The organism is Dyella japonica A8 (genome assembly GCF_000725385.1).
In the GTDB taxonomy this organism is placed as follows: Bacteria; Pseudomonadota; Gammaproteobacteria; order Xanthomonadales; family Rhodanobacteraceae; genus Dyella; species Dyella japonica_C.
Map to the genome: position 1 here is coordinate 3,424,981 of NZ_CP008884.1, position 22,010 is coordinate 3,446,990.

The window sequence follows — 22,010 nt, forward strand, 5'->3', positions numbered from 1 at the left end:
GCGGCGCCGCGCACCCGCTACCCCTAACAGCCTATTTCGTCGGGGCTGCCGCGCTTGATTCGTCGTGCGCCCCTGCTGCTTAGGACGTATTCACACCCATGCACGCGGGACGGAGACTAACCACGTTCCGATGTATCAGCGAGGTTGCAGGGCTTCTCGCGGAACACGGCTCCGGGGGATGGTGCCATCGACAGGTGTCCGGGTCGGCAACGGCCCGCGCTGCACAGAAAGCGATAGTCGGCCACCGGAAGGAAGACACGTCGCCGCGACGCGAACCACGCTTGTTCAGGGGGAGGAAACCATGAACGCCGATGCCGGCCGACTGATCGAAGTGCAGAGGGATTCCCTTGCCCAGTGGTGCATCCGGGCCATGCACCAGCACCGGGCGATGCGCCTCGCGCTGCAACGTTGCCCGCAGATCCAGGTAAGCAGGCCACCCGCATCGCTGCGGTCGCTGCGCCGTTCGTCCGTCAGGCGCCCCTGCAACAACGCGGCACCCCGCCCCCTTGCCAGTTGATCGACCGCGCCACGCCGCGCGCGCAGGTGAACGCCCATGAATCATCCCCACATCCCGCAAACATCGTCCGCTGGCATGGACCTGTCCCTGCTCGACGTACTCGTCCGGCAGGCGCCTGCCACGGCCACGGGATCGTCGCTGCGGCTGGCCATGGCCATCGACCCGGCCGTTGCGCGCGGCATCGACGCACGCGCGGCACGACTAGAGCTCGCGCCATCACTGCTGCGCCGCGCCGCGCTGGCCCTGCTGGATGCACGGCTGACGGGGCAGTCCGAGATCGTGCTCGCCACGGCAGCAGGCACCGTCTTCCACAAGATTCCCGCCGAAGGCAACGTTGATGCGTGGCTGCTCGCGCATCTCACGCCCGCGATTGCCGACAGCGGCACGCCCAGCGCCATCGGCGCATGGATCGATGACGCCCCCGCGAATGCAGGCTTGCCGTTGCGCTGGTCGCTCTCCGACGATGCCGGCCATCTCCAGCTCGACTACGACCCCGGCGTATTCGATGCGCCCATGGTGCTGACCCTGGCCAGGGCGCTCGCGCGCCTGCTCCAGTCACTCGCGCACCACGATGCGATCGAAGCCGTCACGGTGCTCGATGACGAAACGCTCCTGCAGTTGCTCTCCACCTGGAATGACACGGCCGTGCCGCGCCATGCAGCGGACACCGTGCACGGCCTCTTCGGCGCGGTCGCCGCGAGCCGTCGCGATGCGGTGGCACTCGATGGCCCGCAGGGTGCGCTCACCTATGCCGAACTGGACCAGCGCAGCGACCGCATCGCCGCCGGCCTGCTGCAGGCGGGCGTCACCACCGGCTCGACGGTAGGCCTGTTGCTGGACCGCTCACAGGAAGCCCTCGTCGCCATCCTCGGCATCCTCAAGGCCGGCGCCGCGTACTTGCCGCTGGACCGCACGAATCCAGCCGAGCGCCTTGCCTTCGTGCTCAAGGATGCACAGGCCGCCCTGGTCATCGCACCCGTCGACATGGAATCCCTTCAGGGTGTCACTGCCCCCATGCGGAGCATCGACGCGCTGATGGCGATGGCCGCTACCGCCGCGCTGCCTGCGGTCGATGGCGACGCCCTGGCGTATGTGATGTACACCTCCGGCTCCACTGGCACGCCCAAGGGCGTGGAGATACGGCACCGCTCGATCATCCGGCTGGTGCGCGACGTGCACTACGTGACGTTCGGCGACAGTCCGCGCGTGCTGCATGCCGCGCCACTGGGTTTCGATGCCGCCACGCTGGAAATCTGGGGGCCGCTGCTCAACGGCGGCACCTGCATCGTCCACGCCGAACGTGTGCCCAGCGGCGCTGGCCTGGCAACCACCATCCGCCAGCACGATGCACGCATCGCCTGGCTCACCGCCGCGCTGTTCAACGCCATCATCGACGAGGACGCCGCGAACCTGCGCGGCCTCGACCAACTGCTGACCGGTGGCGAAGCGCTGTCGGTCGCCCATGTGCGCAAGGCGCAATCGCTGCTGCCCGGCACCACGCTGATCAACGGCTACGGTCCCACCGAATGCACCACGTTCGCCACCACCTACCGCATTCCGGAGGCACTGGAGGCGACAGCCCGATCCATTCCCATCGGCCGCCCCATTGCCGACACCACGCTATACGTGGTGAACGTGCGCGGCGAGCTGGTGCCGCCGGGCGTGATCGGTGAGCTGTACATCGGTGGCGCCGGCGTCGCGCGCGGCTACATGGCACGCGAGGAACTTACCGCCGCACGCTTCGTCCCCGATCCGTTCGCCGGCAACGGCAACACGCTCTATCGCACCGGCGATCTGGTGCGCTGGCTGCCGGATGGCGTTATCGACTTCATCGGCCGCATCGACGGGCAGGTGAAGATCCGCGGCTACCGCATCGAAATCGGCGAGATCGAGGCGGCACTGCAGAACCTTCCGGGCGTGCGCGCCAGCGCGGTGCTTGCACGCGAAGACCATCCCGGCCAGAAGCGGCTAGTGGCCTATTTTGTGGCGGAGGATTCCGCCGTAACCGCGCGCGGGCTGCGCGCCCAGCTGGCGCAGTCGCTGCCCGAATACATGGTGCCGGTCGCCTATGTGCACATGGACAGCCTGCCGGTGACCACCAACGGCAAGCTGGACCGCCGCGCCCTGCCCGCTCCCGGACGCGGCCGTCCGGAACTGGCGGATCGCTACGTGCCTGCGGTGGGCGAACTGGAGCAGCAGCTGTGCGCACTGTTCGCCGACGTGCTCGAGGTGGACCAGGTCGGCCGCATCGACCACTTCTTCGACCTGGGTGGCAACTCGCTGCTCGCGGTCCGCCTGATGGAACGCGTGCATGCCGATATCTCCGCCGCGCCCACCATTCCCGCCTTCTTCGCCGAGCCGACACCCGCCGCGCTTGCCGCGCTGATCGAAGGGCGCCAGCAGCGCTCCGCGCTCGCCTCGCGCCTGTCGCGCGGCCATCAGGGCGATGCGCGGGAGCCCATCGCCATCCTCGCCGTCGCGGGCCGTTTCCCCGGCGCCGCCGATGTGGAGACATTCTGGTCCAACCTCTGCGAAGGCCGCGAGAGCATCACTCGTTTCAGCGCGCAGGACCTGGACCCGTCGATTCCCGCGCCAGTGCGCGACGACCCCGCCTACGTCGCGGCGCGCGGCATCATCGAGGGTGTGGAGGATTTCGACGCCGCCTTCTTCGGCATGTCGCCGCGCGAAGCGGAGCTGATGGACCCGCAGCAGCGCATCTTCCTCGAGCTGTGCTGGGAGTGCCTGGAGCGCGGCGGCTACACGCCGGACCGCCATGAGGTGCCTGTCGGCGTGTTCGGCGGCATGTATCACGCCACCTACTTCCAGCATCACCTGACCCATCGTCCCGACCTGATCGAGAAGCTTGGCGCGTTCCTGGTATCGCTGGCCAACGAGAAGGATTTCCTCTCCACGCGCGTCTCGCACAAGCTCAACCTGACCGGACCCGCCGTCAACGTGAGCAGCGCGTGCTCCACCTCGCTGGTCGCCATCTGCCAGGCGGTGGCGGCACTGCGTGCCGGGCAATGCGACATGGCCATCGCCGGCGGCGCGTCGATCACCTGCCCGCCACGCAGCGGTTACATCGCACAGGAAGGCTCCATGCTGTCGCCGGACGGCCATACCCGCACCTTCGACGCGCAGGCGCAGGGCACGGTGTTCAGCGACGGCGCCGCCGTCGTGCTGCTCAAGCGCTGGTCCGACGCGCAGCGCGATGGCGACGACGTGCTCGCGCTCATCCGCGGCATCGCCGTCAACAACGATGGTGGCGGCAAGGCCAGCTTCACCGCGCCCAGCAGCGAGGGCCAGGCTGCGGTCATCGCCATGGCGCTGGCCGATGCCGGCGTCGATGCGCGCAGCATTTCCTACGTGGAAACGCATGGCACGGCCACGCCACTGGGCGACCCCATCGAGATCGAAGGCCTGACCACCGCCTTCCGCCAGCACACGGACGACTGCGGCTACTGCGCCATCGGCTCGGTGAAGAGCAACGTCGGCCATACCGTCATTGCGGCTGGCGCCACCGGCGTCATCAAGACCGCCCTGTCGCTGCACGAGCGCCTGCTGCCACCTTCGCTGCACCTGCAGGCCACCAATCCGAAGATCGACTTCGTCCACTCGCCGTTCGTCGTCAACGACACGCTACGGTCCTGGCCTGCCAACGCGCATCCCCTGCGCGCCGGCGTGAGTTCGTTCGGCGTGGGCGGCACCAACGCGCACGTGATCATGGAAGAAGCGCCGGCCATGCCGCCGTCGGATGCCGCGCAAGGCCCGCAGCTGCTGTTCCTCTCCGGCCGCACGCCAACGGCCGTCGCCGCGTATGCCGCGCGTCTGGCCGATCACCTGGCAGCCCATGCGGACGCCAATCTCGCCGACGTCGGCAGCACCCTGCTGCATGGACGGAAAGCCTTCGCGCAACGCGCCACCGTGGTGGCCGCCACCACGGATGAGGCAGTGTCACGCCTGCGCGATCTTTCGTCGGGCAACATCCGCGAAACGGGCAAGCCGGCGCCGGACGTGGTGTTCCTGTTTCCGGGCCAGGGCTCGCAGTACGCGGGCATGGGCAAGGCGCTGTATGCAAGCGAGCCGGCCTTCCGCGCCGCCCTGGACGATTGCGCCGAAGCGCTGCGCGCTGAACTGGGTTTCGACCTGCGCGAGCGCATGTTCGACGGCGATGCCGACGCACTGCGCGAAACCTCGCTAACCCAGCCGGCCACGTTCGCCATCGAGTACGCACTGGCGAAGCTGTGGCTGTCCATGGACGTCACGCCAGCGGCGATGATCGGCCACAGCGTGGGCGAGTTTGTCGCGGCGGTGATCGCGGGTGTGATGCCTCTTGCCGACGGCGCACGGCTGGTCGCCCGTCGCGGCCGGCTGATGCAGTCGATGCCGGCGGGTGCCATGTTGTCGGTGCGACTGGGTGTCGATGCCTTGCGCGCGCGCCTTCCCGACGCCCTGAGCCTGGCCGCGGAAAACAGCCCCAACGCGAGCGTGGTCAGTGGCGAAACCGCGCGCGTGGAAGCCTTCCGCCAGCAACTGGAGGCCGAGGGCGTGGCGTGTCGCCTGCTGCAGACGTCCCATGCCTTCCACTCGGCGATGATGGAACCGGTGCTCGAACCGTTCCACGCGGAAGTGCTGCGCACGCCGCTGTCCGCGCCGCACATCCCGATCATTTCGACGCTGACCGGCGAACCGCTCGGCGATGCCGACGCCACGTCAGCCGATTACTGGACCCGCCACCTGCGCGGAGCCGTGCGCTTCTCGCCGGCCCTGCTCACCCAACTGGGCGAACAGCCGCGTGTCTTCCTCGAAATCGGCCCGCGCAACGCGCTGAGCACACTCGCCCGCCAGCACGCGCCGGGTCGCAAGCACCACGTAGTCTCCAGCCTCGCCGATGGTGAATCGCTGGAGCGCGCCAGCTGGATCGGCGCCATGGGCGAGCTGTGGAGTGCCGGCCTGCCGGTCGCCGTGTGTTCGCTGGATCGCCGCGCCAATCGCCGGCGCGTGCGCCTGCCCACCTATCCGTTCGAGCGCAAGCGCCACTGGGTGGAAGCCGCCGCACCGGCCCACGCCACCCCGGCAACCGCCGCGCCCGCCGTCAACCAGGACAACGTCGTCCCGCTGTTCGCCCCTTCGCCTGCCCCCGTTGTGGAGCCCATCATGGATGTCACCGCCGCCAGCGCCAACGCCGGCTCGCCCCGCCTCACCCGCCTGCTGGCCCAGCTCACCGAACTGTTCGAAGACGTCTCGGGCACGGAGCTGGCGGGCGTCGACCCCGCGGCCGGCTTCGTCGAGCTGGGGCTGGATTCGCTGTCGCTCACCCAGGTCGCCCTGCAGCTGCAGAAGACCTTTGCACTGAAGATCACCTTCCGCGAATTGATGGAGTCGTTTTCCTCATTCGAGCGCCTCGCCATGCACATCGACCAGATGCTTCCGCCGGACGCACCCGCGCCGGCCGCGCCGGTCCTTCCCGCTGCAGCCGGCGCGCCGGTGGCTCCCGCCGCCATCGTCGCGCCGGTCATGCAGGTTGCCGCCACGGGCAACGTCGTGCAGGACCTTATCCAGCAACAGATGCTGATCATGCAGCAGCAGCTTGCCCTGCTTGCAGGTGCCGCCATGGCCCCCGCACCGGTCGTCACTGCACCGGTGCAGGCCCAGGCCACCGCACCGGCGCAGCCGGCACCCGTGCCGCCGGTCGCCGCCGCTGCGGCGCAGGCTCCGGCACCGGACGAAGAAACCGCGCTCGCCCACACCACGTATGACGTCAAGAAGGCGTTCGGCGCCATCGCGCGCATCCACTCCACGCAGACAGAGCTGACCGATCGCCAGCACGCGCGGCTGGACGCCTTCATGCGCCGCTACATCGACCGCACGCGGGCATCCAAGGAATACACGCAGCGCCATCGCGATCATCTCGCCGACCCGCGCGTGGTGAACGGCTTCCGTCCGCTGCTCAAGGAAATGATCTACCAGATCGTGGTGAACCGCTCCAAGGGTTCCAAGGTATGGGACCTGGACGGCAACGAGTACGTCGACGCGCTCAACGGCTTCGGCATGAACCTGTTCGGCTGGCAGCCGGATTTCGTGCTCGATGCCGTGCGCCGCCAGCTGGACGCCGGCTACGAGATCGGCCCGCAACACCCGCTGGCCGGCGAAGTGGCCGAGCAGGTCTGCGAACTCACCGGCTTCGACCGCGCCGCACTGTGCAACACCGGCTCCGAAGCGGTGATGGGCACCATCCGCATCGCCCGCACGGTCACTGGCCGCGACACGCTGGTGATCTTCACCGGTTCGTACCACGGCATCTTCGACGAAGTGATCGTGCGCGGCACCAAGAAGCTGCGCTCCGTCCCGGCCGCGCCGGGCATCCTGCGCAACACCTCGGAAAACGTACTGGTGCTGGACTACGGCACCCCCGAATCGCTGCAGATCATCCGCGAGCGCGCATCGAGCATCGCCGCCGTGCTGGTCGAGCCGGTGCAGAGCCGGCGCCCCGACTTCCAGCCGCGCGACTTCCTCAAGGAGCTGCGTGCCATCACCGCCGACGCCGGTGCGCTGCTGATCTTCGACGAAGTGGTCACCGGCTTCCGTTCGCACCCCCGCGGTGCACAGCAGGTGCTGGGCATCGATGCCGACCTCGCCTCTTACGGCAAGGTGGTGGGCGGCGGCTTCCCCATCGGCGTCATCGCCGGCAAGCGTCGCTACATGGATGCACTGGATGGCGGCAGCTGGCAGTACGGCGACACGTCCATCCCCACCGTGGGCGTCACTTATTTCGCCGGCACCTTCGTGCGCCACCCGCTGGCGCTCGCCGCCGCGCACGCGGTGCTGAACCACCTCAAGCAGAACGGTGCCGCGCTGCAGGAACGCCTGAACGCGCGCACCAGCCTGCTGATGGACGAACTCAACGCGTTCTGCGCCAGCGTCGGCGCACCCATCCAGCTCGTGCACTTTGCCTCGGTGTGGAAGACCAGCTTCACCGAGGACCATCCGCTGCAGGACCTGCTGTTCGCCATGATCCGCAGCCGCGGCGTGCACCTGCTGGACAACTTCCCCTGTTTCTTCACCACTGCGCACACCGAACAGGATTTCCAGGCCATCGCCAAGGCCTACAAGGAATCCGTGCTGGAAATGCAGGAGGCCGAATTTCTGCCGCGCCACAAGAACGTGGAGTCGCTGGCCATCGACGCCAGCCGGCCGCCCGTGGTCGGCGCGCGACTGGGCAAGGACCAGAACGGTAACCCGGCGTGGTTCGTGCCGAACCCCGATGTACCCGGCAAGTACATGAGGGTGAACGCATGATCCCGAACGATCCCGCCCGCGTGCCCGACGCCGGCAGCATTGCCGTCGACTACGATCCGTTCGCGGGCGCGACGCTGGCGCGCGTGGTCCCTGCCACGGCGCCGCAGCGCGAGGTGTGGCTCGCTTCCACCCTCGAGCCCGACGCCTCGCTGGCGTACAACGAATCGGTATCGCTGCGCCTGCATGGCGCGCTTGACGTACCCGCCCTGCAGATGGCGCTGCGGCAGCTGATGGAGCGGCACGAAGCCCTGCGCGCCACCTTTGCCAACGATGGCAGCGAGCTGTGCATTGCCGCCGAACAGGAGCTGGCCTGCCCGCTGCGCGAGCTTTCATGGCTGGGGCCGGATGAGCAGCAGACCGACATCGATGCGACGCTTGTCCGCGTCGTCAGCGAGCCGTTCGACCTGGACCACGGCCCGCTGGTGCGCGCCGAACTGTTGCGCCTGTCGCCGCAGGAACACCTGCTGGTGTTCACTGCGCACCACATCGTGTGCGATGGCTGGTCGTTCGGTGTGATCGTGCGCGACCTCGCCGCGCTCTATGCCCAACAGACCGGCCAGGGCGAGGATCTTCCGCCGGCCGACCTGTTCGCCGACTACGCGCTTGCCGAAGCCGCGCACGCGCAGAGCACCACCGGCAGGGACGACGAGGCGTACTGGCTGGCCCGCTTCGCCAACGCCACGCCCTCGCTGGATCTGCCTACCGACCATCCACGTCCGCACCAGCGCACGTTCCACTCGCGGCGTGAAGACTGCCTGCTCGACGCTGCGCTGGTGGCCGACATAAAGCGCATGGGCGCGCAACGGGGCGCCAGCCTCTACGCCACCCTGCTGGCCGGCTTTGGCCTGTTGCTGCAGCGCCTCAGCGGACAGGACGACGTGGTCATCGGCATTCCCTCCGCCGGACAGGCAGCCGGCGGTCATCAGGATCTCGTGGGGCACTGCGTGAACGTGCTGCCGCTGCGGGTGGCGATCGATACGGCGGCACCGTTCGAGGACAGCCTCAAGCGGGTACGCGGCGACCTGCTCGATGCCTTCGACCACCAGCAGTACACGCTGGGCAGCCTGCTTGCACGCCTCGCCCTGCCGCGCGACCCGGGCCGCCTGCCGCTGACCAGCGTGCTGTTCAACCTTGACCAGGCGCTGGACGAACGCACGATCACCTTCCCCGGGCTTTCCTTTGAATTTGCCGGCAACCCGCGCGTCTTCGAGAACTTCGAACTGTTCGTCAACGCCGTGCAGCTGCCGGCGGGCATCCGGCTTGAATGCCAGTACAACAGCGACCTGTTCGAACCGGCCACCATCCAGGCTTGGCTGGACGCCTACGTGACGTTGCTGCGCCACGCCGCCGGCTCGCCCGCGACAGCCGGCGATGGGCTTTCGCTCGTCTCGCCGTCCATGCACGCCGCATCGATGGCCTTGCAGCCCGAGCGCAGCGCCTATGCCACCGATCAGCTGGCCCATGAGTACTTCGAAACGCAGGTGGATCGCGCGCCGTCGCGCATTGCCATCGCAGGCGCCGCACCGCTGACCTATGCCGAGCTGGAGGCACGCGCCAACCGCATCGCCCGCGTACTGCGCGAACGCGGCGTGGCGCGCGGCCAGTTGGTGGGGCTCTCGCTCAACCGCGGCGCGGACATGCTGGCGGCCCTGCTCGCCGTGCTGAAGTCCGGCGCCGGCTACGTGCCGCTCGACCCGGCCTTTCCGGCCGAGCGTCTCGCCTTCATGGCGGAGGATGCCGAACTCGCCGCCTTGGTAGTGGACGACGAAGCCGCGGCCGTCTTTGCGTTTCCGGCCAACAAGGTGCTGTCGCTGAAGCGCGATGCGTCGCTTATCGATGCCGCGAGCGCGGAACGCCTCCCGCGCGACGAACGCGCAGCCACGCCGGAGTCGCCCGCCTACGTGATCTACACCTCCGGCTCCACCGGCAAGCCCAAGGGCGTCTGCGTGCCGCACCGCGCCACGTCCAACTTCATCAGCAGCATGCAGCGCGAGCCCGGCATCCGCGAGAATGACCGCCTGGTCGCCGTCACCACCCTGTCGTTCGACATTGCCTTCCTTGAGCTGATGCTGCCGCTGAGCGTGGGCGCGGCCGTTGTGCTCGCCAGCCATGACGACGTGCGCGACGGCACCGCGCTGCGCCAGCTGGTGGAGCGCAGCGAGGCCACCGTGATGCAGGCCACGCCGGCCGGCTGGCGGGTGTTGCTGGAATCGGGCTGGGAAGGCCGTGCCGGCTTCAAGGCCATCGCCGGTGGCGAACCGCTGCCACTGGATCTGGCCGAAGCGCTACTCGCCCGCTGCGACGAACTGTGGAATGCGTACGGCCCCACCGAAACCACCGTCTGGTCCACGCTGTGGCGTGCGCACGATCCACGCGCAGGCATCACCATTGGCCGCCCCATCGCCAACACCACCGTCCACGTGCTCGACGAACACGGCGCGCCCGTGCCGCTGGGCATGCCGGGCGAAATCTATATCGGTGGCGAGGGCGTCACACTGGGTTATCTCCATCGTCCCGAACTCAACGCCGAGCGCTTCCTGCCCGATCCGTTCCATGGCGATGCGCCGGCACGCATGTACCGCACCGGCGACCGGGGCCGCTGGCTGGCCAAGGGCGAGCTGGAGCACCTGGGCCGCCTGGATTTCCAGGTGAAGATCCGTGGCTACCGCATCGAGCTGGGCGAAATCGAAACCGCGCTGGCCGATCTGCCGGAAGTCGCACGTGCCGTGGTGATGGCGCGCGAGGATCGCCCCGGCGACGTGCGTCTGGTGGCTTACGTGGTGCCCGCCGAAGGCGTGGAGCTGGAAACCGTCGACCTGTGTCCGCGCCTGCGCCAGCGTCTGCCCGACTATATGCTGCCGCAGCACTTCGTGGCGATGGCAGCCATCCCGCTGCTGCCCAACGGCAAGATCGACCGCAAGTCGCTGCCCACACCCACGCAGCCCGCGACCGAGGCGCGCCGCGACCGCCGCGCGCCGCAGAGCGACACCGAACGGCGCGTGGCCGCCGCCATGGAGTCCGTGCTCGCGTTGCCGGAACTGGACGTGCGCGACAACTTCTTCGCGCTGGGCGGCCACTCGCTGCTCGCCGCGCAGCTCACCGCGCGGATCAACCGGGAGTTCGGCATCGCGCTTTCCTTCCGCACGCTGTTCGATGCGCCGAGCATCGAAGGCCTGGCCCAGGCCGTCGACGGCTACCGCACGCCTGAAACCGCTACGCCCTCGGCGGATATTCCGCGCCTCGCGGACCGGCAGCTCGCGCCGCTGTCATCCATGCAGCAACGCCTGTGGTACGTGGAGCAGCTCCATCCCGGCCGCGTGGTCTACAACACGCCTTCCGCCCACCGCCTGCGCGGCCCCATGAACGTTGAAGCCTTCCAGCAGGCACTGAACGACGTGGTGCAACGCCAGCCCATCTTGCGCACCTCGATCGAGGCGGGTGAGAACGGTGGCGTGCAGCGCATCCACGCCGGCCCGATGCCCGAACTCTGGCTGGAGGACCTGTCTGCCATGCCCGCCGACGCACGCATGGCGGCGCTGATGCAGACACTGGAAGTCTCCATCGCGGAGCCCTTCGACCTCACCCAGCCACCGCTCTATCGCGCCCGCCTGTTCCGGCTCGACGAGAACGACCACGTGTTCTTCTTCATGGCTCACCACATCGTGTGGGATGGCTGGTCGTTCGACCTGCTGTACGACGACCTGTCGCGTGCCTACGTGGCGCGTTGCGCGGGCAATACGGAAGGCCTGCCGCCGCTGGCCGTCTACTACGCCGATTTCGCCGCGTGGCACCGCGACTGGATGCGCAGCGACACCGTGCAGCAGCAATTGGCGCACTGGCTGAAAACGCTCGATGGCGCACTCGAACCGCTGGAACTTCCCGCGGACCGTCCGCGCCCGGCACGCATGACCGGCGCGGGCGCCACCGAGTGGGTACGCATTCCGGCCGAACGGGTGGCCGCCGTGCATGCAGTCGCCCAGCGCGAGGAGGCGACATCCTTCATGGTGTTGCTGGCGACGTATTACGTGCTGCTGCATCGCCTCAGCGGTCAGCGCGACCTGATCGTGGGAACGCCGGTGCGTGGTCGCGACCGCGTGGAAACCGAGGGCATCATGGGGCTGTTCGTAAACGCCCTGCCGCTGCGTGTCGCCGTGGACCCCGACGCACCGTTCCGCGACGTGCTGCAGCAGGTGCGCCGTGTCGTGCTCGATGCCTTCGCGCATCCCGACGTGCCGTTCGAGCAGCTGGTGTTCGCGCTGGGGCTGGCGCGCGACGAAAGCCGACCGCCGATCTCGCAGGCGATGTTTTCCTTCCAGGACGCCCGCCGCCGCATCGTGTCGTGGGGCGAGCTGTCGCATGAACACCTGCCGGTGTTCCAGCGCGGCGCCGCCGACGACATCGGCCTGTGGTTCCTCGAGCAGGAACAGGGCCTGCTGGGCGGCATCACCTACAACACCGACATCTTCGATCCGGCCACCGCCGCGCGTTTCCGCGACTGCTACGAAACGCTGCTCGCATCCGCACTGGCCGACCCGGGACGCTGCGTGTCGCGCCTCGACCTGCTGCCGGCGCAGCAGGCCACCCTGCTCGCCGAATGGAACCGGACCCAGCTGGAGGTGCCCGATGTGCGCCTGCATGCGCTGTTCGAACAGCAGTGCGATCGCGCACCGTCGCGCAACGCCATACGCTGTCGTGACGTCACGCTGAGCTATCGCGAACTCGATGCACGCGCCAACCGCATTGCCCACGCCCTGCGCCAGCGCGGCGCCCGGCGCGGCGCACTGGTCGGCGTATCGCTGGCACGCGGCATCGACATGGTGGCCACGGTGCTGGCCGCCCTGAAGACCGGCGCCGGCTACGTGCCGCTGGACCCTGAGTTTCCGGCGGATCGCCTTTCCTACATGGCGCAGGATGCCGAACTCGCCGTGCTGGTCACCGAGTCGTCCATGGCCGGCCGGATCGACAGCGGCACCTGCGAGCGACTGCTGCTCGACGAGACCGCCGCCGAACTCGACGCCCTGCCCGACACACGCCTGCCCGCCGACCCCGCGCTGGGCGCCGACTTCCCCGCCTATGTGATCTACACCTCCGGCTCCACCGGCCGCCCCAAGGGTGTCGCCATACCGCATCGCGCCGTGGTGAACTTCCTGGTCGGCATGGCGCAGCGCCCCGGCTTGCGCGCGGACGAGCGCCTGCTGGCGGTCACCACCCTGTCGTTCGATATCGCGGTGCTCGAACTCTTCGGCCCGCTCAGCGTGGGCGGCGAAGTGCTGCTCGCCACGCGCGAGGAGTCGATGGATGGCGATGCGCTCTGCGAGCTGCTCGGCACCCATGCCGCCACGATGATGCAGGCCACGCCCGTGACCTGGCGCCTGCTGCTGCAGACCCCGTGGCAGCCACCGCAGGATTTCCGTGCCCTGTGCGGCGGCGAACCGCTGTCCGCCGATCTCGCCACACAACTGCTCGCGCGCGGCGGCGAGTGCTGGAACATGTACGGCCCCACCGAGACCACGGTGTGGTCGACCTGCTGGCGCGTGGAGGATCCGGAACGCGGCATCTCCATCGGCACGCCGATTGCCAACACCACCATCCACATCCTCGACGCACACGGCCAGCATTGCCCCATCGGCGTGCCCGGCGAGCTGTGCATCGGTGGCGAGGGCGTGGCCCTGGGTTACCTGCATCGCGAGGAGCTCACGGCAGAACGGTTCCCGCCCGACCCGTTCGCGCCGGGCATGCGCTTCTATCGCACCGGCGACCGTGCGCGCTGGCTGGCCAACGGCACGCTGGAACATCTCGGGCGCCTCGACTTCCAGGTGAAGCTGCGCGGCTATCGCATCGAACCCGGCGAGATCGAAGCCGTGGCGCGCATGGAACCCGCCGTGACCGATTGCGTCGTGGTGGTGCGCGAAGTGGCACCCGGTGACGAACGCCTCGTGCTGTACGCGGTGTGCACGGAAGACGAGGAAGTGCTCTGGCCGAAGCTGCGGGCGCAACTGGCGGCACGGCTGCCGGCCTATATGCAGCCGCAGCACATGGTGCGGCTGCCCGCCCTGCCGCGCACGCCCAACGGCAAGACCGACCGCAAGGCACTACCCGCACCGCTGCTCAACACCGCCCTTCCGGACGGGAACGCCGAGCCCGGCGTCAGCGTCAGCGATGACGCGCGCGAGCGCTACCTGGGCGAGGTGTGGTGCCGGCTGGTGGGCGCGGACGACGTGCGCGCCAGCGACAACTTCTTCGACATCGGCGGCCATTCGCTGCTGGCCATCGATATGGTCACGCAGGTGCGCAGGGAAACCGGCGTGAAGCTCAATTTGCTCGACGTGGCGACCAGTCCGCTGTCGTCACTCGCCGCCGCACTGCCGGATGGCGACCTGACGGGACCACCCAGGGCCGCCTCGCTGGGCGGACGATTGCGGCAGTTGTTCGGCAGGCATTGACAGGGCATGGCGACAGGGGGCGCGACATGACAACGATGGCTTCGCTGGTGTGCAGGGCCAGTTTCTGGTTGCTGTTCTACATCTTCGTCGGCTATCCGCTGATTGCCTGGCTGTGCGGCAAGGTGATGCATCGCCCGGTGCGCAAGCAACCCATCCTGCCCACCGTGACCATTGTTATCGTGGTGCGCGACGGTGTGCGCCATATCCGCAGCAAGCTGAAGAACCTGCGGGCACTGGATTACCCGGCCGATTACATCGAGATCATCGTGGCCTGCGACGGCTGCAAGGACCGCACCGCCGCCCTGGTCCGCCATTCGCACGATGCGCGCGTGCGCGTGATGGAGTTTCCGGTATCGCGCGGCAAGGCCCTGTGCCTCAACGACGCCGTGGCCACCGCACGCGGCGAGATCCTGCTGATGACGGACGTGCAGCACAAGCTTTCGCCGCTCGCACTGCGCGAGCTGGTGGGCAATCTCGGCGATCCGCGCGTGGGCGCGGTGAGTGGCAGCCTTGAGCTGGAGAACGTCAACAGCACGTTCGGCCACGGCGTGAGTGCCTATTGGCATTACGAGAAGTTCATCCGCCACCAGGAGAGTCGCTGCGGCTCCTCCATCGGCGTATGCGCCGCGCTCTATGCCGTGCGCAGCGAACTGTTCAGGCCGCTGCCGCCCGATACCCTGCTCGACGACGTACTGGTGCCGATGGACGTGGCCGCCACCGGCCGGCGCGTCGTGTTCGAACCGCGCGCCATCGCATGGGGGGAAACGGCGCAGGCGCCGCTCGATGAGCAGCCGCGCCGCCTGCGCGCCATGGTCGGCTGCTTCCAGCTGATGGACGTGGCTCCCTGGTTGCTTTCGCCAGCGCGCAACCCGCTGTGGTTCCAGTTCATGAGCCACAAGATGCTGCGCCTGATCGCGCCCTGGCTGCTGCTTTCACTGTTGCTCTCCTGTGCCTATCTCGCGCGCCACCAGCTGGCCTATGGCGCTGTGCTCGCGGGGCTGCTGGCGTGCATCGGGCTGGTGGCCATCGAACGCGCGCGCCCCAATGCGGGGCGCTGGCTGCCGGTGCGGCTGATGGTGGCTTTCTTCTATCTCAACCTTTATGCGGCGCAGGCATCGATCGCCTATGCCCGTGGCCGGGGTGAAAATCTATGGTGAGCCCGATGTCGCATGACGCGAAGAACACCGGCATCCGCGAGCGCCTGGGAGAGCTGTGCTACAACGCCGGCCTGCTCAGTCCGCTGCAGAAGATGCGTGCCTGGTGGCAGAAGGACCTGCGCATCCTCGCCTATCACCGCGTGATGCCGGTGCCCGACCCCGAGCACTATCCGTTCGACATGGAGCTGATCAGCACCACGCCGGAGGAATTCCGCGAGCAGATGCTGCTGATCAGGGAGCGCTACCGGCCGATGCGTCTGAGCGATGTCGCCGCGGCCATCAATGCCGGTGAAAACCTGCCGCCAGACGCGGTGGTGATCACCTTCGACGACGGTTACGACGACAACTACCGCATCGTCTATCCCATCCTGAAGGAACTGGGCGTACCCGCTACCTTCTTCATCTCCACCGGCCATATCGACAGCGGACGCCCCTACGCCTACGACTGGCTGGTGCACATGATCCTGCTTACCGGCGCCACGCGGCTGGAGCTTCCCGAACTGGGCATGGATCTGCCGATGCCGGCCAGCCGCGAGGAACGCCGCACCCTCGCCGGCCGCGTGCTCGATCGCATGAAGGAGATCAGCGCGCTGGCGCAGGCGGCGATGATCCAGCGCCTCGAGGACCAGTGGAACATGCCGTCCGGGCACGCCTATCCGGCGGACTGCCGTCCGATGAACTGGCACCAGCTGCGCGAGATGCGCGCGGCGGGACTGGAGATCGGCTCGCACGGGGTGAATCACTGGATGCTGTCCAAGCTGCCGCGCGAAGAGCTGGAGCGCGAAGTGTTCGACTCCCGCGACGCGCTGCTGCGCGAGCTGGGGCCGATGCCCTTGCTGATGTCCTATCCCGTCGGCAGCAACCGCGCGTTCGACGGGCAGGTGATCGACGTGACGCGCCGGGCCGGCTTCGACCTGGCCTGCAGCTATATCAGCGGCACCAACCCACACCCCGCCGACAACCGCTACGCGCTCTATCGCATCGCGGTGGAGCGCTATTACGGCAAGGCGTGGTTCGCGGCCCTGCTGGCCATGCCGGGCATCATCGGCTACCAGACGCCGGCCCACCTCGCGTCCGTGGACGAGGCGAAGCCATGTTCCCACTGATCCTCGTTTACGTCGTCCTCACCATCGTCCGGCCGCAGGAGTACATCACCTCGCTGATCGGCCTGCCGGTGCTGCCGGTGGTGCTGGTGCTGGCGTTCGCCGCGTGGGTGGCCTCAGGCGCGCGCCGGTTGCACGCGCCGCAGTTCTTCATCCTGCTGGCTTTCTTCGGCGTGCTGATGGTGTCGGAGGTCGCCAATGGCTGGCTGGGCGGCGTGAAGGATCAACTGGGCAAGTTCGGCCCGGTGGTGCTGACCTTCTTCATGATCGCTACGGCCTGCACTACGCAGCGACGCATTCTGGTCCTGATGGCGGTGATGGTGATGTGCGCTACGGTGCTTGCGATGCACGGCATCGGCCAGGCCCGCAGCGGCATCGGCTGGACGGGCATCCCGCTCGGCGAGGACGGCCGCATCCAGTACGTGGGCATCTTCAACGACCCGAACGACCTGGGCATGCTGTTCGTCTCGGTATTCCCCATGGCCTGCCTGCTGCTCAAGCGGGCGGGCTTTGTCGGCAAGCTGTTCTGGCTTGGCTGCATCCTCACCCTGCTCTACGGCGTGCGGCTCACCAATTCGCGCGGCGCCATGCTTGGCGTGCTGATCGTGATCGGCGCCTATGTCTGGTATCGCCGCGGCATGCTGGTGGCTGGCGTGCTGGGCGCGGCGGGCCTGGCGGTGATGAAGATGCTGTCCTCGCGCATGCAGGAGCTGGATGCCGGCGAGGAGTCCGCCAGCGGACGCGTGGACGCCTGGTACGAAGGACTGCAGATGTTCAAATCCCACCCGCTCTTTGGCGTGGGCCCGGGCAATTTCACCGAGTACAACCCGCTGACCGCGCACAACTCCTTCGTGCTGGTGCTGGCGGAAACGGGGTTCGTCGGCTACGTGCTGTGGCTGGCGCTGATCGGCTACACGTTCTGGATGGTGGCGGCGGTGCTGCGCCTGAAACCCGATGCTGCCACCGAGCCGGCGCGTTTCGCCGCGTGGGACATCGAGCGGCCGATGGCACTGACCCTGCTGTTGTCGCTGTGCGGCATGTTCGCCTGCGCGTTCTTCCTGAGCCGCAGCTACATGATCGTGTTGTACGTGGTGCTCGCCATTGCCACCGGCTTCTTCGTGGGCGCGCGTGAACGCATCGGCGGCCTGCCCGCCTTCAGCATGCATGAAAGCGGCATGCGCTGGATTCCTGCCGCCATTGGCAGCATCGCCGGCCTGTTCGTGCTGGTGAACATCCTCCTGAGGACCGCCGGATGACGCGACGTCCTCTCCCTCTTTCCACCCAGGCTTGATGGAGCGTTGGCATGAGTGGCTGGTACGAACAGGTTTTCCGCGGTGTTCTTTACCCCGCCTACGAAAGCGGACTGCGTCGCCGCAGCACGTTGTCGTGGCTGGCCCGCTACGAGCGCGACCAATGGTACTCGCCGCAGGCCATCGCGCAGATGCAGTTCCAGCAGCTGAAGGCGCTGATCGACCACTGCTACCGCGAGGTGCCCTACTACCGTCGCCGCTGGCGCGAGCTGGGCATCCTGCCGGAAGACATCCGCAACATGGACGACTATGCGCGGCTGCCGGTGCTGACCAAGGCGGACATCCGCGAGAACTTCCAGGACCTGCAGGCCGAATCCTGGCGCAGCCGCCTGCTGTTCAAGCGCACCGGCGGCTCCACCGGCGAGCCGCTGGAACTCGGCTATACCCACGAGAGCTACGAGCGACGCATGGCGGTGATGTGGCGCGGCTACGGCTGGACGGGCTCGCGGCCTGGCCGCCGCACGCTGTACCTGTGGGCCGGCACGGTGGGCACGCCGGGCCGCATGCACCAGCTCAAGGATGGCCTTTACAACGCGCTGTTCGCGCGCCGCATGCTCAACAGTTTCGACATGACCGAGTCGAACCTGGCCAGGTATGCCGACGCCATCGACCGCTACCGACCCGCCATCATCGTCGGCTACGTGCATCCGCTGGCGCAGCTGGCGACATGGATGACGGAAACCGGCCGCAAGGTGCACCGCCCCGAGGCCGTGATCACGGCGGCCGAAGCGCTGCATCCGCACCAGCGCGAGGTGATCGGCGGCGCTTTCGGCGCGCCGGTCTACAACACCTACGGTTGCCGCGAGTTCATGCTGATTGCTTCCGAATGCACGCATCACCAGGGGCTGCACGTCAATGCGGACCATCTGGTGGTCGAACTGCTCGACGAAACAGGCAACCCCACCGCGCACGGCCCCGGCGAGGTCACCGTCACCGACCTTTCCAACGATGGCATGCCGTTCATCCGCTACCTCAACGGCGACCTGGCCACGGCGTCGGAGGCGCGCAGCTGCGCCTGCGGCCGCGGCCTGCCTTTGCTGGAACGGGTCGATGGCCGTGTGCTCGATGCCATCCGCACGCCGGATGGGCGCATCCTGCCGGGCGAGTTCTTCCCGCACATGCTGAAGGACGTGCCGGGCCTTGCGCGCTTCCAGCTCGTGCAGCGGGAGCTGGGCCGGCTGGAGCTGTCCATCGTGCGCAACGACCGCTTCGACGATGCATCCATCGCCTATATCCAGCGCGAGACGGCCAAGGTCCTGGGAGACAGCGTGGCGCTGGACTATCGCTTCGTCGACGACATCCCGCTGACCCGCAGCGGCAAGCATCGCGTCACCCGCTCGGAGCTGGTCTCGTGAACATCACGCACGTGGTCGAGAACCTCAACCGCGGCGGCCTGGAGCGCATGGTGCTCGACCTGGTCCAGCGCCAGCAGCAGCAAGGCCACCGTTGCCAGGTGGTCTGCCTGTACGAGACGGGGGCCCTGGCGCATGAGCTGGATGTCGCCGGCATTCCCGTGGTGGCGTGCCACAAGGGGCGCGGCATCGACCTGCGCGCCCTGGCCCGGGTGCGCTGGGCCATCGACCGCCACGACACTGACATCCTGCACACGCACAACGCCGTGGCGCACTACCAGGCCGTGCTGGCTTCCTTCGGGCTCGGCGTGCTGCGCACACTCAACACACGCCATGGCATGGGCGCGGGCCAGCGAACGGGCCGCAAGGAGTGGCTCTATCGTCGCGCGCTGTCGCGCACGGACATTGTGGTGACGGTATGCGAGGCCGCGCGCCGCAATGGCATATCGCGCGGCATGTTTCCGCCACCGATGACGCGCGTGGTTCCCAACGGCATCGCCATCGAGCGTTTCAGGCCGACATCGGATACGGCACGTCAGCGTGTACGGCAGATGCTTGGCCTTCCGGGTGACACCTTCCTCATCGGCAACGTAGGCCGGCTCAACTGGACCAAGGACCAGGCCGGGCTGATCCGCGCCTTTAGGCAGATCCACGCACGGCACCCTGCGACGGCGTTGTTGCTGATCGGCGACGGCGAGCTGCGCGCCGAGCTCGAGCGGTGCGCGGTGCGCGAAGGCGTCGGCCAGGCCGTGCATTTCCTCGGCGACCGCAACGACGTGCGTGACCTGCTGCAGGGGCTGGATCTGTTCGTGCTGTCCTCGACCAGCGAGGGCTATTCCATGGCACTGCTGGAAGCCTGCGCGGCCGCGCTGCCCATCGTGGCCACCGACGTGGGGGGCAACGGCGAAATCATCCACAGTGGCCGCACCGGGCAGCTGGTGCCTCCAGGCGAACCCGATGCCCTGGCCGAGGCCATGCTGTTGCTGCTGGAGAAGCCCGCCATCGCTTCGAGCTACGGGAGTGCCGCGCGCACCTGGGTGGAAAAGCACGGCTCGCTGGAGGCGATGGCCGATCGGTACGAACGCCTCTATCAGGACAGGGAGTGTGAAACGTGCGCCTGAAGGTACTCATCCTGACCAACCTGTTCCCCTCGCCGTGGGATCCGCTGCGCAGCCCGTTCAATCGCCAGCAGTTCGAGCGACTGGGCGAGCAGCACGAGGTGGACGTGATCACCGCCGTGGATTTTCGCGAGCGCTTCAGCCGCAAGCGCAAAGCCTTCCGCGCGGACAACGTCAACACCGACCACTTCGTGTTCTTCTACCCGCCCCTGATAGGCCGCCCGCTGCACGCCGCCTGCTGGCTACTCTCCCTGCTGGGCCAGAAGCTGAAACGGTTCCGGCGGGCGCAGTACGACTGCCTGCTGGTGAGCTGGGGCTATCCGGATGCGGCGGCGGGCGGCTGGCTGGCGCGCCACCTCGGCATCCCGTACGTGGTCAAGGTGCACGGCTCCGACCTCAACGTGAAAGCCGAGCAACCGCTGGTTCGGCCACAGATCCGGCGCGCGCTGCAGGGCGCGCAGGCGGTGGTGGCGGTAAGCCAGGCGCTGGCCGAGAAGGCCGTTTCGCTGGGCGTCGACCCAGCCCGCGTGCATGTGCTCTACAACGGCGTCGAACCCAGCCTGTTCCACCCCGGCTCACTGAGCGAAGCACGTACCCGGCTGGGGCTGCCGCAGGACGAACGCATCGTGCTCTATGTCGGCAACCTGAAGGACACCAAAGGCTGCCTCGACCTGCTCGAAGCCTTTCCGCACGTCCTGCTGACCCACCCGGACGCCAACCTGATCCTCATCGGCTCCGGCCCCGCCCGCGACCCGCTGCTGCAACGTGCCAACGCGCTGGGCTGCCAGAACCGCGTGCGCCTCGTCGGCGCCGTTGAACACGACGCACTCGGCGACTGGTTCCGCGCCGCCGACCTGCTGTGCCTGCCCAGCCACAACGAAGGCGTGCCCAACGTCGTCCTCGAAGCCATGGCCTGCGGCACCCCCGTCGTCGCCACCCGCGTCGGCGGCATCCCCGAAGTCCTGCCCCAACATGCCGGCCTGCTCGTCAACGCCCACGACCGCATCGGCCTCGAAGGCGCCCTCGTCGACGCCCTCGGCAAAGCCTGGGACAGCGACCACATCGCCAGCCATGCCAGCCGCTTTCGCTGGGACGAAAACATCCAGCGACTGGATGGCATTCTGGAGGCAGCGGCTTTGAGCCGAAAAAGTCAGGTAAAGAGCAATGCCTCCGCGACAGGCAAGGCGAAAAAGTCGCTCGACCGTATTGCGGCGAAGAACATGCCTTGATGCCTTGGAGATTTGGCGCTCTGGCGCTTTAAGTCCTCACCGCCATGGCGCGTTGCGAAGCGCTTGGAACTACCCGCTGTGTAGAGGCGGAGGTTGCCAAGTAACGACCTGCCTCACACGTTCGGGCTTATCCCCACGGAATGCTGCCAGCTCTGGCTCTGAAGGCCATTTTCTTTGGGTTACTTTTCTTTTGGGCCAGCAAAAGAAAAGTGACTCGGCCTTCGGCAGAAGGTCGAAACGCCCGCTGCGTAAGCGGCCAGATCGCCGTATCGCCTGAGGCGAAGACCAAACGTGACCGCTACTGGATCCCGGCCTGCGCCGGGATGACGGATAGGGGCGGTCCCGCGAGCACCCAATGCTGCGCCCTCTCCCGCAACAGAAAAGCGACCCGGCCTTCCCACGGAACTAGCTTTGCGTCGTAAGCGGCCAGATCGCCGGATCACAGCAACCAAAGGCCGCGAGAAAGAGCAAAGTCACTGGAT

8 protein-coding genes are annotated in these 22,010 nt (G+C 67.7%); all 8 read left to right on the forward strand.

The genetic code is table 11. The features are described 5' to 3' along the window. Positions 1 to 553: 553 nt before the first annotated feature. The 8 genes from HY57_RS14365 to HY57_RS14400 are packed head-to-tail and all read left to right on the forward strand — an operon-like array spanning position 554 to position 21,528. Complete coding sequence (locus HY57_RS14365) at positions 554 to 7,816, forward strand: polyketide synthase (RefSeq protein WP_200873883.1); 7,263 nt, start codon at positions 554 to 556, stop codon at positions 7,814 to 7,816. After that, positions 7,813 to 14,259: a non-ribosomal peptide synthetase gene (locus HY57_RS20950; protein WP_019465570.1), complete on the forward strand. Its 6,447-nt coding sequence runs from the start codon at positions 7,813 to 7,815 to the stop codon at positions 14,257 to 14,259. The genes HY57_RS14365 and HY57_RS20950 overlap by 4 nt, the downstream gene beginning before the upstream one ends. Before the next feature lie 26 nt (positions 14,260 to 14,285). Beyond that, positions 14,286 to 15,416, forward strand: coding sequence for a glycosyltransferase family 2 protein (locus tag HY57_RS14375; protein WP_026033975.1), 1,131 nt, complete (start codon positions 14,286 to 14,288; stop codon positions 15,414 to 15,416). Between the two features lie 5 nt (positions 15,417 to 15,421). Then, entirely contained in the window at positions 15,422 to 16,522 is a 1,101-nt protein-coding gene (locus tag HY57_RS14380; RefSeq protein ID WP_235186570.1) for a polysaccharide deacetylase family protein, read from the forward strand. After that, positions 16,510 to 17,775 carry an O-antigen ligase family protein gene (locus HY57_RS14385; RefSeq protein WP_019465567.1) on the forward strand — a complete coding sequence of 422 codons (1,266 nt, stop codon included), beginning with the start codon at positions 16,510 to 16,512 and terminating at the stop codon, positions 17,773 to 17,775. The genes HY57_RS14380 and HY57_RS14385 overlap by 13 nt, the downstream gene beginning before the upstream one ends. 47 nt (positions 17,776 to 17,822) lie before the next feature. Further along, positions 17,823 to 19,184 carry a phenylacetate--CoA ligase family protein gene (locus tag HY57_RS14390; RefSeq protein ID WP_019465566.1) on the forward strand — a complete coding sequence of 454 codons (1,362 nt, stop codon included), beginning with the start codon at positions 17,823 to 17,825 and terminating at the stop codon, positions 19,182 to 19,184. Further along, complete coding sequence (locus HY57_RS14395) at positions 19,181 to 20,302, forward strand: glycosyltransferase (protein WP_019465565.1); 1,122 nt, start codon at positions 19,181 to 19,183, stop codon at positions 20,300 to 20,302. The genes HY57_RS14390 and HY57_RS14395 overlap by 4 nt, the downstream gene beginning before the upstream one ends. Continuing rightward, complete coding sequence (locus tag HY57_RS14400; protein ID WP_019465564.1) at positions 20,293 to 21,528, forward strand: glycosyltransferase family 4 protein; 1,236 nt, start codon at positions 20,293 to 20,295, stop codon at positions 21,526 to 21,528. Before HY57_RS14395 ends, HY57_RS14400 begins: the two co-directional genes overlap by 10 nt. Positions 21,529 to 22,010 lie beyond the last annotated feature (482 nt).

Coding starts and splice junctions, on each gene's coding strand:
- HY57_RS14365 (WP_200873883.1), top strand. CDS start 554: ATGAATCATCCCCACATCCCGCAAACATCGTCCGCTGGCATGGACCTG.
- HY57_RS20950 (WP_019465570.1), top strand. CDS start 7,813: ATGATCCCGAACGATCCCGCCCGCGTGCCCGACGCCGGCAGCATTGCC.
- HY57_RS14375 (WP_026033975.1), top strand. CDS start 14,286: ATGACAACGATGGCTTCGCTGGTGTGCAGGGCCAGTTTCTGGTTGCTG.
- HY57_RS14380 (WP_235186570.1), top strand. CDS start 15,422: ATGTCGCATGACGCGAAGAACACCGGCATCCGCGAGCGCCTGGGAGAG.
- HY57_RS14385 (WP_019465567.1), top strand. CDS start 16,510: ATGTTCCCACTGATCCTCGTTTACGTCGTCCTCACCATCGTCCGGCCG.
- HY57_RS14390 (WP_019465566.1), top strand. CDS start 17,823: ATGAGTGGCTGGTACGAACAGGTTTTCCGCGGTGTTCTTTACCCCGCC.